Source organism: Vibrio tubiashii ATCC 19109 (assembly GCF_000772105.1).
In the GTDB taxonomy this organism is placed as follows: Bacteria; Pseudomonadota; Gammaproteobacteria; order Enterobacterales; family Vibrionaceae; genus Vibrio; species Vibrio tubiashii.
Genome location: NZ_CP009354.1, coordinates 1,065,151 through 1,081,370, shown reverse-complemented (window position 1 = coordinate 1,081,370; position 16,220 = coordinate 1,065,151). Strand labels below are relative to the sequence as shown.

Below are 16,220 nucleotides of genomic sequence, written 5' to 3'. Positions count from 1 at the left end.
AAAATTAAAGGCTTATGTTCAAACAAAAACTACTAAGAAACCCCATCGTGGTTTCCAGCGTGATTGCTCTGCTTCTTGCAGTGACATTAACTGCTGTTTACATATTCTGGCTACAAGAAGCTAACAAGCTATTCTTATGGATAGGATTAGGCACAATCGCTGCTTTTTACCTAATTTTCCAGCTCACGCTTTGGTATAAGAAAAAAAATAATCTAAAAGCACAGCGCCTTGAGACTGAAGAAGAAGCACTTTCAATGGTCATGCGCCCATTGCTCGCTAACGCTGGCAAAAAGCCAATCTACTTGCTGATTGGAAACAAAGCATCTGGTCGACGTCAGTTTTTGTTCAATTCCAGTGCCATTAAGCCAATGGACAAAACTCGAACCGCAAAAAACGACTTTTTCGAGTGGTATGAATCCGACAATGCCGTCTATGTAAAACCCGATCAGAGATTGGTTTTCCAAGAGGTATCAAGCAGTGACGCTTCTTTATGGGCAACGTTCGTCGATGAAGTGATACGTTACAGACCACGCAAGCCGTTTTCTGGTTGCCTGCTGTTTATTGATTTTGAGTTCCTGATCATTTCAGAACCGGAACAGAAGGATTACACGCTGACGGCTTTGTTGGAACGAATGAAATCCGTTAGCGAGAAAACATCGTCTGCCCTGCCCGTCTATCTAATGATGTCTAAGCTAGACAAGCTTGACGGATTCAAAGAATACGTGAGCTTCAGTTCGCTTAAATCTCGCGTAGAGTTTCTTTCTATTCCATTAAAAGAAGCAAAAGGTGTCCTTACCGAGTACTACCGCGATAGCTATCAAAACTTGGTAAAAGTGCTAGAGGCGAATGCACTAGATTCCTCATCAACATCGAATGATGTGGGCGAAAAGCAAGCGATTCTATCTTTTCCAAAACAGTTCGAGCTATGCCAAGCAGAAGTGGGGTATGTACTTGATCGCCTTTGTGAAGCCAACAGTGGCTTATATACCTTAGATCTACGCGAAATATTCTTTTGCTCTAGTTTACAAGGTGGTCGCAAGTACAACCTACTAGCAAAGAGTTGCAGTAACTACTTTAACTTACCAATCATTGCCTCTGAACATACTCATTTAACAGAAACGCCTTATTTCTCAAGGTTTCTCATGGACTCTCAAGTTTTACCTGAGAGTGACTTTGCCGGAGAAAACAAAACGTACCTCCGCATAATACAAAGACAAAGCCGTCTTGCGATGCTCACTTCTGTCGTTTTACTCGTGGGTGGCGGCTACTTTTTTGCAACAACGCTAGACAGCAACCTGCGTGTAATCAACCAGTTACTTGGTATTGATGAGACTAGTCAACTTGATCAAAATTCGGACTTCAATACCCTGCTAACTGATGCAAACAACTCTGTTCAGCCGTCTTACAATGCTTGGTTAAGTGGTTCTAAAGCGCTAGACGAAGAGTTATTACCATTGAACATTAGTCGTTTAGACGAAAGCACAAAAATCGCGTATATAGCCCTTCTGCAGCAAGTATCTCAGCGAATAATGCCAATTATCGAGAGCGGTTATCGGATTCAATTGACTCAGAATCTTCATGACGTAAATCGTGCGCTACCTTTGCTAAAAGGTTACTTAATGCTCAACGATCCTACTAAACGAGATATCAAGTTCCTTCGTAATCAAACACTTGAGGTACTAGACGGCCTTAGTAACCCGGAACTGGCTCAACAGACTATGGGTTATCTTGATGCTTATTTCCGTACTGAGTTTGCTCCTGTTAACATCAGTATGGACATTGTTCGTGCCACAAGACGCTCGCTCCTATCAAATTCTAATGTTGATCTTGTCTACGCAGGTATATTGAGCCAAGCGGATTCCATCGGTTTAGGTACCCTAGATCTACAGCGTGCAGTAGGGTTTGAGTTTAGCAATGTATTTTCAACACCGAGCGACCGTGAAAGCTTGGTCATTGATAAAGCATACACTTCAACAGGCTTTAGTACCTTCTATCGACCTCGTGTAGATTTATTGTCAAAACAGGTTATCAGTGACAACTGGGTACTTGGGTTATCAAATCATGTAATCCCTACCCAAGAAGAGCAAGAAGCCTTCAAAGATCAAGTACGTAAAAAGTATACAGATGACTACATCAGCTACTGGCGCAATGCGTTAAGTGAGCTCAAAGTACAGCACTACGACAACGTAGGTGATCTTACTAATGCCGTGGATCTAATTTCGGGGCCTTCGTCTCCTTTAACCACCGTTTTAAAGCAAGTTTACGCAAATACACAGTTCTCTCCTGTAGGAGATAAAAACGCCCTAGTTTCAAAGGTTAATCCTAAGTTGCTTGAGGTTGCCAGTTCCACTTCGGAAGCGGCAGAAGAGGTGCTAAAACCTGATTACTTGCTAATGAAGCGTGTGGAACAAGCATTTAACTTGTTAAACCAATTGCAAGTGAGTGAGACTCCTAACTCACCGACACCATGGGATGAAACAATCGCCGCTCTAAGTCGCGTTCGTACCTACATGAAAGACATTGCCGATGCCCCAGATCCACAAATGGCAGCGTTGGCTGCGGCTCAGCATCGAATGAACAGTACTGATGCCGATCCGCTGATTAAGCTTAAACAGATCGCTCAGAAATCGCCGGAGCCAGTGAGAAGTTGGCTGCTTGAAGTGGTGAAACAAAGTTGGTCAGTGATGATTACCGAATCATCAAAGGGCATCCAAACTCAGTGGTACAGCGAAATATACTCTAAGTTCAGAGAGCTTGGACTTGGTAAATATCCGTTCGACCTGTCTGCGACAGAAGAGATCTCTATTGAAGACTTTGAACTTCTTTTTGCTTCGGGCGGATTACTAGACACATTCATACAAAAGAACTTCGCACCTTTTTATGACACAAACCTATGGGTACCAAAGCAGGTTGATGGCGAGACAATGCCAATTTCTCCCGCTCTTTTGGTTCAACTGCGCAACTACAATGTCATAAGAGATACGTTAATTAACAAGAGCACTAACCGTATCAATATTCCTTTTAGTGCCAAAGTATTAGACCTTGATTCAAGTGCTATCAGAGCCAGCATTAAGATTGCCGACACTGATATTAGCTACTATCACGGTCCAAGCCGAATTCGTGAGATGGAGTGGCCACCGCAAAATGGTGACTTCAATATTAGTATCACGATCCAAGATGTAACCGACGAAGGTAAACAACACGTTTTAAATAAGAGTGGTCAATGGGCGATATATAGATTGCTAGGTGATTCGTCCCTGACAAACACTCATAACGGTAGCTTCGTCAGTAACATAAAAGTGTCAGGAAGGGATTTGAGCCTTCGTATCACCCCACTGACACCGAAAAACCCGTTTACTCTTGCGGAGCTGTATAACTTTACACTTCCAGAGTCAATTTAATAAACATATAAGAATAAATTAGGCAGAACACATGATTTCTAACATGACTTTACAAGGCTTAGATAAATTGGATCGTAAAATACTTTCGAGCCTTTTATCGAACGGACGTCAGTCTATTGCAAATCTTTCTCGCAACATCGGTTTGTCACGTACCGCAGTCGCAGAGCGTATCAACCGATTAGAGCAAACTGGTATCATTAAAGGGTATACGGCTCAAATTCGCATAGAAAATGAAGGCCGAACAGCAGCTAGTTACCTGCTTATTTCTTGCGAGAAAGGCAAGAAAAATGATGTCACCAATGCGCTCAAAGAGATTCCAGAGGTACGCTTAACAAGCGTTGTGGGTGGCAACTTCGATATTATTGCCCTGATCGAAGCTCCAGACCTACAGTCTATTCACCACCTATCTAACGAGATAGAGGCATTTAGTGGTATTCAAAAGCTCGACACAACCGTCGTACTCCACCAGCCTATCAGTCGTTAAAAGACATCTACTTGATGAAAAAAGCCGCTCTTTCGAGCGGCTTTTTAAATGCTACCGATAACTTTAATTTTCACGTCTTTCTCGCTAGGGGCGCCTAGCCATATGGTCTGCCCTAAACGATTCCCTTCCCCATGCCCAAGCTTATTCTCAGGTACAGTATCAAGGTTCACCGTTAATTTTAGATCCCAAGACATCGGGTCACGGAGGATGAAGCGCATAAGGCCAACTAACGTATTGTGTAGCTCGCCGCCATAGGAAAACCGCCGAAAGGTGGCAAAGTCGATATCGTCAATGCAAAGATTAAACTTACCATTTAAATCGGCAATACTTTGGCCTAAATGCAGGTTCTGACCTAGAACACAGTTCATTCTGTTGAGCTTGTTTCTCTGACACTCAGCAATACTTACCCTTCGATAGACCCATTCTTCTATTCTTACACTCTGAAGAGCAAAGTAGTGAGAAACTATCCCCGCAATCAACTTAGGAGAACGTGTACGAGTGGATAGTTGGTTGACATAGGAAAGTATTTTCGCCCTATCCAACTCTGCCACATCACAGTCTTGCATCACACCAGACAGGCCGGCTAAGTGCAGTATTCTTCCAGAGAACGCGTCACTAGCACCACTTTGATACTGCACGTGATAGCGATATTTCTTCCAGACTCTATAGAGTAAACTCGTATAACGATTGTGGAAGAAATCAAAAAAGCTTTTTACCGGATTTTCTTCCTCCTCACGTCCTGCTAGTTTTTCGGTATAAGAAGCCGGGAGTGGTGAGCTAGCGCCATGCAATCCAAGAAAATTGGTTTCAATTCGGGAGTACTGCTGACCATTGCGCTCCATATGGACAATGAAATCCATGTCACTCTTCGGGAAACTGAGTTTCGGCGAAACACTAAACTCAATACGTTCTTGGTGAAAGTACTTGTTTTCTCCAACCGCGGAAAATTCGCAGTCAGGAAGGCGCTGATAGTGCTTTTCAAGCAGAAGAACCGCTTGATAGAAGCTAAAATCATGGGAATCTTTGGATATTGCTTCAATCATAGTATTGTCTGTTGCCCGATTAAGCTTGCCCAGTTGTAGACTTCACCACTTGCTTCATCAAAAACCTCAAGCTCTGTAAATGAATTAACACTTGAGTAAAGTCTGATGAACTCGTTGAGTACGTTCACCATCAAAAACATATCGCCTTCATTGACAAAAAATTTGGAGTTAGTGACCAATTTGAATTGGTTGCCTCGCACTGACACCCCCCTAAAAACACGATCGATCGGTTTCATTTCAGAAGAGATAATGCCATCCAGCCGATGTATTGAAGCTCGATGCGCTTGTCTATCTACTCGCGAATGGAAGTCATAGGTCGATAGCAAGACTTTAAGGACATCGATGTTGGCCAAGGACAAATAGTTCAACGACATGTTGGCGATTAGCTGCCATTGTAATTCCCCATTGACCTGAGGGCTGACAGATTGAGTCGGCTTTGTGATGTTCTCGAACGTAGCATATGTCGGCGACTTATGGGTCGTATATGTGACATCTCCTACGGACAATCGCTCGGCTAAGTCTGCATTACTGCATTGCAATTTCATCAAGACCGTTTCGGATCCTAGATCTGCTATATCACCATTGTGGGTATGAAAAGAAATATATCGCTCTAAGCCGCGACCACTCACACGCTCCCCTACTTTCGACTTATAGAATTCGCGTTTATCTCGCTGATTGATTTGATGCTCAAAAGTCTCAAATTCAATTAGAGGTTTACGTCGACGCTCGTCTTTACTCCAACTCTCAACACTTTCGATCGAGTACACTTCAAAATGATCTTGGCTGGTACTTTGTGGGCGCACTTTGTATTCATTGCGTCGGTGTTCAAGCCTTATCGGGTCGCCATCTTTCTCGAATAAGTTGACCGCCGGCGTGCAATGCAATCTTAAATGCTTATCTTTTAAAACAACTTCAGACGGCAATGCCCGTTTAAAGTGAAACTTGATATTTACGTTACTACGCTGAGGAACGCCTTTTAGCCAATCTAGTCCTTGAACATCAAAGAACATGAACTTGTCAGGTAATGAGAACAGTTCCTGGAGTAAGCGATACCCAGCGAACGAGTTTTTACTATATGGAAGTAACGCTTCGTCTTCATCGAAACCAACCGGTTTGACAAATTCTGGACCGAGCTTGTGTTTATAACCTCCACCAACATCTAGCTCCACATAATCTAGATATCTGAACAACCATAGGAACACTGTGCGCGAAATATGAATTTCACCATGGAGATGAAGTCTTAAGGTATCCAAGCCAATACGGGAAAGCTCGAGGCCATGTTCGGTGGACAATGTAATATCAATCGTTGAGCTTGTGCGGCTATTGGATTGCTCAATACCAGTGATGTTAATAGGGTATAGGTCGACATCGTAGCAAGTGCGGAATAAACACTGAGTTCCTTCCACTTGCTCGCTCGCCATCTCAGCACCTCTTTTCACCACCGTTTTTTCCGTGACACTTCCGGTATGAGGTTTTAGCTCACTAATGCACATAGAAGGCACCGAGCGCATATAATGAGGCCACAGCAAAGTCATTAACGACTGAGTCAGCTCCGGCAACTCATCATCGATTTTTTCACGAATTCGACCAGTCAGGAAAGCAAAACCTTCAAGCAGTCGCTCGACGTCGGGATCAAACGTTCCTTCCGATAAAAAATGCGTTAACTTGGGGTGATATTTAGCAAACTCACTACCAGCTTCACGCAGATAAGTGAGCTCATCTTGAAAGTATTTACTGTTGCTCAAGTGATACCTACTAAACGTTAAATTGGCCGTCAGTACCCATGTAGACATCGATCGACATCGGCACCTTCCCGCCGTTATGAGAGACTTCTCCACGAATACCAAAGCCCAGTTGCAAAGGGTTATGGTGGTCTTCGCGATAATGAACTTCGACACTCCGCAAGCGGGGTTCGAAACGCTCTATTGTTGACGTTATATTCTTTTGAATGTGGCGAACAAGATTGGTGTTGTTGGAGAGAACGTCATTAAAGTCTGGTAATCCATACTCACCATCGATCATCGCATTACCTGAGTGCGTGTTCAGTAAATCAGCCAGGTGAAAATGTATAGACTCAATCAAATGCTTATGAGAAACCACTTTCTCGTAGCAACTTTTGGGTTCACCCAATTCGATTCGCTCTAAAAGTCGATAACCTTTTTCCATACTCAGTCCTATGAAAAAAGCAGCCAGTGTTTGCTGGCTGCTTGATAATGCTCAACTAAGCTTATTGGTCTAATTTACCAACCAATGATAGGTCGAAGCTTGCACCCATGTACTTGAAGTGAGGACGGACAGACATAGATACCTTGTACCAGCCTGGATCACCCTCTACGTCAGACACTTCAACTTTCGCTGCACGTAGAGGTCGACGACCACGTACTTCCGCTGGTGGGTTCTCTTGATCAGACACATACTGACGAATCCATTTGTTCAATTCGATTTCTAAGTCTGAACGCTCTTTCCAAGAACCAATCTGTTCGCGTTGAAGAACTTTAATGTAGTGAGCAAGACGGTTGATAATGAACATATATGGCAGTTGAGTACCTAGCTTATAGTTCATTTCAGCTTGTTTACCCTCTGGGGTATTGGCAAACACTTTAGGTTTCTGTACTGAGTTTGCAGAGAAGAACGCTGCATTGTCAGAGCCTTTACGCATAGTAAGCGCGATGAAACCTTCTTCCGCTAATTCGTACTCACGGCGGTCAGAAACTAGAATCTCTGTTGGGATCTTAGTTTCGATTTGACCCATTGATTCAAAGTTGTATACCGGTAGATCGAATACCGCACCGCCACTTTGTGGACCAATGATGTTTGGACACCAACGGTACTTCGCAAACGACTCGCTGATTTTCGAAGCCATCGCGTACGCAGAGTTACCCCATAGGTAGTTATGGTGGCTATCTGTTACCTGCTCGTCGTAATCGAACGCCTTGATTGGATTGTCTTCGACAGAGTATGGTGTGCGAAGCATAAAGCGAGAAGTACATAGACCCACATATCGCGCATCTTCATGCTCTCTGAACCCGCGCCATTTCGTGTACTGAGGACCTTCAAATACAGACTTAAGATCTTTCAGATTAGGAAGCTCTTCATAGCTATCTAAACCAAAGAACTTTGAAGATGCAGATGTAATGAACGGAGCGTGAGACATAGCACCTACATTGGCCATGTACTCCATAAGCTTGATATCAGGAGAAGAAGATGAAAGCTGGTAGTCACAGATCACTGCACCTACTGGCTTACCACCGAATTGACCGTATTCACGCGTATAGATTTGCTTGTACAGGCCAGATTTAACAACTTCTGGTGCATCTTCAAAATCATCCAGAACTTCATCTTTCTTTGCAGAGATCAATTCAATTTGGATGTTCTCTCTGAAATCAGTGTGATCAACAAGATACTTTAGACCACGCCAGGTAGACTCAACCGCTTGAACCTCTTCGTTGTGAAGAATCGCGTCTACTTGCTTCGAAAGTTTCTGATCGATTTCAGAAATCATCAGATCAACCAGCGATTGATCGACTTTCTCAGTATTGGAGCTGCTTAATAGCTCACCGATAAATGCTTCAACACCGCGTTTTGCGACATCAAACCCTTCATCACTTGGCTTTAAACGTGTTTCATTAAGAATGCTATCCAGCAGTGAATCGGAAGCGGCTAAGGCAGCTTCTTGCTCTGGAGCTTGTGCTTCTGCAGACATGGTATCCCTTATTCTTCTTTCGCGCCTTGGTCTTCACCAATGCTTAATTCATCCAATAGTTTCTTTCTCGCTTCTTCGTCTTGAAGCACTGCCGCAATCTTCTTACGGAACGCAGGAACATTTCCAAGAGGGCCTTTTAATGCAACTAGAGCCTCACGTAGTTCGAGTAAGCTATTAAGCTCCGGTACGCTTTTGGCGATCGCTTCTGGCGAAAAGTCCTTCATGTTTTGGAACGTTAGATCGATGCCAATCTGCGCACCTTCTTCGTCTGAAAGTTGGTTTGGCACATTTGCTTTAACATTAGGAGCATAACCTTCAAGCACTTCGTTGAAGTTATCCTTGTCAATGTTAATCGGAGTACGTTCCTCGATTGGTGTTTCATCTGCGCGCGCAGTGAAATCGCCTACAACCATCATGCTCAGCGGCAGTTCTACGTCTTCTTGCGCATCACCTGTTGCTGGAACATAACGGATATTAATTCGCTCTTTAGGAGCCACCGAGCCATCACGTGACATAATTAGTTCCTTATCTAACTCTGTAATTAGTCATAAATTGCTTGCCACTCGTCGTATTTCGCAGGCAAAAGATCTTTGGTTCGATACAACTGTTTGAGTGTTTTACGAATGAGGTCTTCCAATTGCGACGATAAGTGGGGTTCCCAGCTAGCAAGGTCAAACTCCTTTTGTACTTCCCACCCTTTCTCAAGATACGGTAAGCACAAAGGGTACAACCCTACTGACTGGTAAGCTGCTATCAGTTGTAAATACAGCATGAACTGCCCTCGGCCCGAGCTATCAAGTTCGAGCTTTCGAGCAAGTTCTGCAGCACGTTCCCCTAGGTTTTCTAGGGTAATATCCTCCATCAGCGATGAGTCTTCTTCGGTGATAACAACCGTCTGAACTACAGGTTGTGAGCACGATGAATCAGCAACTTGAGTAGACAACCAACTTATTGTCGCTTCATCTGCAAATGGTATAGAATTTTTGAATTTTAGATCTTCGATGCCAGCTAAAGACTCAACGAAACGTTTAACCTCATGCTTGACCGCAGCAGAGGCTTCATCGAATCCAAGGTTACTCAACATTAAGTAGACCAAGTAGTGGCCAGTTAACCAAAATGGCGCGTCTGTGAGCGTTCTTTCCAGACGCTTGATCGTATCAATATCGCTCTCTTGAAGTGCTTTATCACGATACTCCGCTTGCTGGTCTGTTGAGACAGCAAGACTTAAAGGAGTCTCAAAGTTTTGATGATCAGGCAGACCGTCAATCTCATCCCAAGTCAAATGGCGATAAATACGATACGCTAGTGGGTCACGTGGATCTGAACCAATCATGACTTCAGCCACTTTTTTTAGTGTACGTTTCGAGGCCGTTGGAGATGTAAAGTCGGTATCAATGTCAACTTCTTGGATCACAGGTTTACTGCTAGCCCCGGAAGCTAAACTTGCTTGAGTATTTTTCGGCGCTTGAGTAGGTTTAACACTTTCACCCGCTGACACGGATTCTTGTACACCAGATTCAACGGAGGCTGATTCTGTTGAAGGCGTATTATGAACCTGCGAATCTTGTGGCGGCGTGTTATCTACAGCTTGTTGCGACAAAACATTTAGCTGAGTGCGAATCTCAAAAAAGTCTGCTTCAGAGTCGTGAAACACGTCATCAAACAATCTTTGCACTTCTTCAATAGCAGTAATACACGCTGAAACGATATCCCACGGTTGAGGCTCTTCAGCTAGTTTGTTGCATTGCAATTTAAACTGATGATTAAGCCACTCTACGGCACCGTCTCTTGCACGCTTTCGTGTTGGGTATAAATCAGAGCCATATACGCTTAACGCCTTGCTAAGCAGTATTAGCCCTTGCTCCAGGCCTTGCAGTCCCGTTTCTTCACTTTGTGCTCGAATGAGGTAACAGATTGCTTTCAGATCTTTGCTGTGTCTTTCAAGCACTTCCGTCGCATGCGTTTTGACCAATACCCAATCAACCGTCTCACCAAAGAGCGAACCGAACTTTTTGACTTCAGCTTCCATCATTTCATAACAAAACTCATAACGAGCATCTTCTCCTGCTGGAGAAGCGTCAGAAATTGGAGCTAGCATCTTATCTTGATCAATTGCCGACATAATTAACTCCTCACCTCTGAGAAGTAGTCTTTCAACGCGCTGTCAACAGCCAACGCACCTCTAGCTGGTTCAGAAATCTGATGACTTTTATCAATTGATTCCTTCGCCATGCTATTGAGTACTTCAATGACCTCGTTGAATGTCTTTGGTGCGTTCGTTTCTAAGTCAGCTAATGAGTCGTGCAACCTTTGTTTGTCAAAGATTGATTGCTCAGTAACAGTGCTAAATAAAATAAACTCACTTCTAGCAACAATCAGATCTTTTACTTTCTGGCTCAGCTCTGGCGTATTGCCAAAGAATGCCATTGCCGATTGAGCTTGATTAATCGCCTTGGTGTAGTAGTGGTCTTTAGCATTCTGCTCTACCAAGTTGTTGATGTTTGAAAGTACTTTGGCCGGTAGAACTTGGCTATAGAAATACGCCTCTGATTGACTGAGCAACCAAGCAGCTTTTAGCTCTTCATCCGCAAGCTTTGCGTCACCGTTCAAGATCAACTTAGTAAGCTGTTGCTCTTTACTTCCTGATAACGCAGAAAGTTTCAAAGAATTAATTGATGCAGTATTAAGCCCTGCCATTACTGCGGTAAGCGTTTTATCAGCATATGGGAATAATGCGCCATCACTGATCAGCTTCTGCTTAAGCTGAACGAGCTCTTTGCGTAAGTCGACCAACTCCTTAGGAAGATCGTCAGCAAGAAGTTGATAGGATTGCAATTCAGTTTGATTACTCTTGTACAACTTGGAGAGTTTTGTTTGCTGCACCTGATAAGCTTCTCGATAAGGTGCCGTCGTGACAACATTTTTCTCCATGTCGTTGAGAGAGAATTCAATATCCCAAGGGGACTGCCCTAGAAATGAAGCCGTCTGCGCGGGCTTTATCACGCTCACTCCTTCATTTGAAGACTGAGCAGGGTTGATAATAGATTTCCACTCTGGTTGGCTCTGGTTGTACAAGTAATTACCTGTAATGGCGACCACACTTAGTACTAGGCTCGCCTCAAGTATCTTAAAGCGCCCATAACCAGATTTCTCATGCGGTTTACGATGAGTCAGTAGCAAATCAGCATTACGTAAGCTGCTAAATATTGGCGCATTCGATTTGGCATCAATCGCTTGAGTATCAATTCGCGCAACTTGCTGAGCAAAGGAAATTGCTGTGTAGCCGTGCCCTCTTGGGTTGTTAATGACTTCTTTGAGCAGTTTCCAAATATGATTAGGAATAAGCGGGGCACGCTTGCGATCTTTCAGTTGCTTATGCCACGCATCACCAAAAACAGCGCCCAAAAATAGGTGCCCTGTTAGCAAAGCTAATGAATAAACATCATCTTGAGGTTCTGTCGTCCCAGTCTCTAAATAGAGCGGAGAGGCGTAACTTAAACTGGCTTCTGAATAGGTTTCTGATTCGCCAATGTAGCGTGCAGCCCCGAAATCAATCAGCTTTACATAATCGCCTTCACTGACAAGAACATTTGAAGGTTTGATGTCTAGATGGCATATGCCTCGTGTATGCATATACTCGAGTGCGCCAGCGAGTTGGTAAACCAACCATGCGATATGATCGTGACGAAAGCCTTTTGTAGAATAACGCTCCATTTTTTCTGCCAAAGACTCGCCTTGAATCCACTCGTACATCAGATATGGGCGCTCAAATTCATTACCAACTTTAATGAACTCGGCGACACTCGGATGTTGTGAAATTTCTAGTCTGCTGGCCTCGTTGACCAACATCTTAGCTGCCAAGTCTGTCGCGTCTTCATTGACTACCTTGCAACAGATTTGCTTGTCTGGCTGACCTTTTTTAGCGAGATGGTAAACCGTTGTCCTACCGTTTTTCGACGGCAGTGTGTCTAGCACATCAAATTGTGAAAAAAGAACGTATTCAAGCTTTGGCTTATTCTTATTCGCCAAACGTTGTTCATTCTGTTTTTTTCTCTCAATGGCTTTTACAACCAACTGATCAATATATCCTTTGGCTGCTCCCTGCTTATCAGACACTCTGCACTCTTTAATCGAAAAATATTATTGAGCGCAGATAATATTTGCTGATATATCCCAGTTTCAAGGCTGGTATTAAAAACGAACAGTACACCTATTATTTTAGTTATTATTACTAGGTAATCTGCGTCTTAAACTTACGCTTTAACTATGCAAATTACCCAGTTTTATTATTAATAATATCAACCAAAGTAAATCGTGATATTAATGTAAGACTTTAGAAGTGATCTGAATCAACATGCTAGTAATTGCAGTAACGCCTTGTCACTATTAAAACCAAACATCATAAGCGTTGTAGGATGATTGAAATGGTGGTGACCTACTGCGTAAGAAACGAGAGCAAGTGCGGAAGAACTTCCCATAGTACCCCATAGTTCATTAATTAAGTGAGGCTGTTGAGGTTGAATGAAACGCTCGGCTTTTGCACCTAGAGCGAAACCATAGTCTTCTGTATGTTCACGTAAGTTGGTCATGTCTGAATATACTTCACCAAATGATTCTATCTGGCGACTCGCGCGCTGAACTAGACGATACATACCTCTACGGTCAGAAACACATGGCTCAACGTCCATATACCCTAATTGTGCTTTGGGCTTTAGCTTCAAGGTTTCAACGACGTTTCTACGACATAAGATTAAACCAGCGCCTCCTTCACTTGGGATAATACCCCAAGGATTGTTGGTGCTCATAACCTTGGCATGTTCGATCAAATCACTCATAGACTCCACTAAGGAATCGACGGAAATACACATCATTGCATCATTGTCATCTAAGGACTTCATTGCTTTAAGTAGGAATGATGCACCACTAGAATGAACCACATCAATTTTTGAAATAAACCCCGAATAAGTACTTTCGCCTATCCATTCCTGCATCTTAACTAAAGAAACTTCATTAGGTACTGAGATAACCAACGGGATAGGCTTCAGTGATGGCGGTATTTGTTTCAGCAAGGAATCAAGTATCCCGCCGGCCAAGTCGCAGGCTTTATCAAACAGTGGCTGTGCTTTTGTGTAGTCGATCTTGGCGTACGTAAAGCGCTCAATACCGTCGTCTCCTTCCAGTTGCTCAAACCTCGCCAAATCCGCTTTCGCAACAGAGGTAGCGATTTCCAAATTCATACCTGTAGGAGAAACCACTTCCATTCCCAGCACATAACGGCCAGTGGAACCATTCATATTCCTAGCTCTCTTGTTGATTGATTATTGATGTTGATACCAACAAGTGTTCTTTGTCTTGGCACAAAAATGAAGCACTGTAACTCATTGATATTGTTTTATCTTCTGTGTTTATAAATATAGTGTAGATCGCCATTGGAGCCTGATAGGATTCATCTTGAAATTTGGCGACTGCCGTATATTTGTCTTTGGGGATACGAAATGAAATCGTGTCATCATGGCAGAAGCCACTCATCATTAACCGCTCACCACCAGCCAAATGACCTTTACACTGTTGGTCTTGAGGTGCACTCTGGTAAAACTTTTGGCTAAAATCTTGTGGTAGCAACGGCTTACGATTATCTATCCAATCCTCGTCAAATGTTCCCGCCAATGTTTGGCGAGATTCAAAAAAAGGTGGCAAAGGGCCGAAGCCTGCGACGCGCAATTTGGCACCTGTAGCGCTCCAATCTTCGTTGGGATAGAACACCGAGGGCACTCTCTGTTTCAACAATTCATCTGTTGAACTGGCAATTCCTCCACCGATTCGATTACGAATGTCTCCACCAATTGCACAAGAATAATCAATGTCTTTTTCGACAAAAGGAATAGGCTGACTTAACGTAACGCTCCCGCCATGCTCTACCCAAATACGGTCGCCATGAATAGAAAGAGTTTTATCAACGTGACCATCAATGAGCACTCTGCACTCCTGTTTAGTCACCGGCTTTTTAGCGTAACTTCTCGCCTTACCAAACACCAAAACATCGGTGTTATCTTTTGTGTAAGCAAACTCGTGATCCACTTTCATCGCCGAAAATCCGGGATCTCCTAGATATTGCGGGTCGTCGTGAATATCACTTTGAGCGAGCGCACTCCAGTTATTCCCATCAAACTGCCACGTTCGTTTGCCTACGACGACCCATACTTCGCGCCCATGCTCATCACGTTGAAATCGACCTTTTACCGATAGCTCAGAATGCGGTTCAATATCCCATAACTGCATTGTTGCTCCTTAAATTGAATCGCTCGCTAACAGAAGGTGTGACTTTTAAATTGTGGAAGTTCCAATCTTGTTGATAAACGGGCATAACCATGTGCCAAGAAATGTAAGCCCTTGATTGGATACAAAGCTGTCTCCAGAGCCACTTCCGGAATACAAAATCAATATTAGGGTCCTGCATAGCCGCTAACGTCGTCTCGAAACTAAGCGCATTACCGAGCCTACTCGGCAAGTTTTGCTTATGTTTGTCTTGAGCAACCCACTGGCTAAGTAGATCGTGTATGTCTTGTTGACTGTATTCAACCCCAAAACTCTGCGGTTCAATAGGCAGTCGGGAACCATATACAACGTACAGCGCTTGAAGCCAGATCTCAGCTTGATGCTCTTCAAGCTTCGATAAATTATCGAGCACTTGTGGAACCAGATTGCAGTCTCCACTTAAGACAAAATCGACAGATGCTAGAGGCGATTCAATATCGAATTCCATAAACTCTTTGAGTTCTAGCAACTTAGCGTATGTTTTGATTTTAGGTGACGAAATATGTTTAGCGTCAACACCAAAATTTCTGCGAAACCAAGTACTTCTATCACCTTTCGTAATAAGGCGTTCGAAGAGATACTGGTCACCTTGAGCATTCTCGTTAATCCAGCTGACGCCGTCTTCAACATCTTGTAATGCCAAAACAGGAAATGCTATCTCTGAGTCGATACATCCTGACTTATTCCAATGTTTAATCAGTGCAACGCTCAAAGTCTGTCGCAGACGTAAGCATTCAAAGTAAAGAGAAGTCGACTTTGCCTGCCCTTCGATAAGTTCTGCCAACACGTTGTCGAGCGAAGGTAGTGATGAGTGGGTGACGATAAGCATCGCAGTGGTTGTATCCAGTTCTTCAAGATACTTCACCCCACACAATAGATTGTTTAGTTCATTACCAAACTCATCTTGAAACATCAGCCAAGTATAGAGGCTAGGCTCGATATCTTTTTGCTGATGTATTAACCCAGGCGCTAACCTATAGAAGGACAAGTACACTTGTTTTAGCTCTTCGATTTGCCGCTCTATTAATTGCAAATAGTCATTGTCTCGACTTGGGTAGCCTCTTTTATGTATCTGAACCCTTTGCCTAAGAAGAAATCCCAGACTTTCTGAAGCTAGTAGCAGTTTTTCATTGCTAAAACTTAACCAATTCTCTGGCAAAGCTGAAAGCTCTTCAATCGTTCGCTCTGCTTCTTCTAAGGCTAAGTCAAGCTGTTGGTTGGTTATAGGGGCATTGAGGTGCTCTACACCGATTCTTTGTCGCATCTATTGTTCC

12 protein-coding genes are annotated in these 16,220 nt (G+C 43.4%); 2 read left to right on the top strand and 10 right to left on the bottom strand.

What is annotated here, in order from left to right; genetic code table 11:
- Positions 1-14: 14 nt before the first annotated feature.
- Positions 15-3,401, top strand: coding sequence for a type VI secretion system membrane subunit TssM (tssM, locus tag IX91_RS04880; RefSeq protein WP_004749068.1), 3,387 nt, complete (start codon positions 15-17; stop codon positions 3,399-3,401).
- A gap of 31 nt (positions 3,402-3,432) precedes the next feature.
- The gene (locus tag IX91_RS04875; protein ID WP_004743867.1) at positions 3,433-3,885 is read left to right on the top strand and encodes an Lrp/AsnC family transcriptional regulator; all 453 of its coding nucleotides are present in this window, start codon (positions 3,433-3,435) and stop codon (positions 3,883-3,885) included.
- Positions 3,886-3,929: 44 nt separating this feature from the next.
- Here IX91_RS04875 and tssG read toward each other — a convergent pair whose 3' ends face one another.
- The 10 genes from tssG to IX91_RS04825 all read right to left on the bottom strand — a co-directional run bounded on the left by tssG (position 3,930) and on the right by IX91_RS04825 (position 16,210).
- Positions 3,930-4,928 carry a type VI secretion system baseplate subunit TssG gene (gene tssG, locus IX91_RS04870; RefSeq protein ID WP_004743868.1) on the bottom strand — a complete coding sequence of 333 codons (999 nt, stop codon included), beginning with the start codon at positions 4,926-4,928 and terminating at the stop codon, positions 3,930-3,932.
- The gene (gene tssF / locus IX91_RS04865; RefSeq protein WP_004749066.1) at positions 4,925-6,673 is read right to left on the bottom strand and encodes a type VI secretion system baseplate subunit TssF; all 1,749 of its coding nucleotides are present in this window, start codon (positions 6,671-6,673) and stop codon (positions 4,925-4,927) included. Before tssF ends, tssG begins: the two co-directional genes overlap by 4 nt.
- Positions 6,674-6,683: 10 nt before the next feature.
- Complete coding sequence (tssE, locus tag IX91_RS04860; protein ID WP_004748718.1) at positions 6,684-7,094, bottom strand: type VI secretion system baseplate subunit TssE; 411 nt, start codon at positions 7,092-7,094, stop codon at positions 6,684-6,686.
- Positions 7,095-7,155: 61 nt separating this feature from the next.
- Positions 7,156-8,631: a type VI secretion system contractile sheath large subunit gene (tssC, locus tag IX91_RS04855; RefSeq protein ID WP_004748719.1), complete on the bottom strand. Its 1,476-nt coding sequence runs from the start codon at positions 8,629-8,631 to the stop codon at positions 7,156-7,158.
- An 8-nt stretch (positions 8,632-8,639) separates the two neighbouring features.
- Positions 8,640-9,146, bottom strand: coding sequence for a type VI secretion system contractile sheath small subunit (gene tssB / locus IX91_RS04850; protein ID WP_004748720.1), 507 nt, complete (start codon positions 9,144-9,146; stop codon positions 8,640-8,642).
- A 26-nt stretch (positions 9,147-9,172) separates the two neighbouring features.
- Positions 9,173-10,753 carry a type VI secretion system protein TssA gene (gene tssA / locus IX91_RS04845; protein ID WP_004748721.1) on the bottom strand — a complete coding sequence of 527 codons (1,581 nt, stop codon included), beginning with the start codon at positions 10,751-10,753 and terminating at the stop codon, positions 9,173-9,175.
- Between the two features lie 2 nt (positions 10,754-10,755).
- A complete protein-coding gene (locus tag IX91_RS04840; RefSeq protein ID WP_004748722.1) occupies positions 10,756-12,747 on the bottom strand; it encodes a serine/threonine protein kinase in 1,992 nt (663 codons plus the stop codon).
- A gap of 233 nt (positions 12,748-12,980) precedes the next feature.
- Positions 12,981-13,925 (bottom strand): hypothetical protein, encoded by a 945-nt coding sequence (locus IX91_RS04835; protein WP_004748723.1) that lies wholly within the window; start codon positions 13,923-13,925, stop codon positions 12,981-12,983.
- 4 nt (positions 13,926-13,929) lie between these two features.
- Complete coding sequence (locus tag IX91_RS04830) at positions 13,930-14,910, bottom strand: DUF2169 family type VI secretion system accessory protein (RefSeq protein ID WP_004748724.1); 981 nt, start codon at positions 14,908-14,910, stop codon at positions 13,930-13,932.
- Entirely contained in the window at positions 14,891-16,210 is a 1,320-nt protein-coding gene (locus tag IX91_RS04825; RefSeq protein ID WP_004748725.1) for a hypothetical protein, read from the bottom strand. The genes IX91_RS04830 and IX91_RS04825 overlap by 20 nt, the downstream gene beginning before the upstream one ends.
- Between the last annotated feature and the right edge of the window lie 10 nt (positions 16,211-16,220).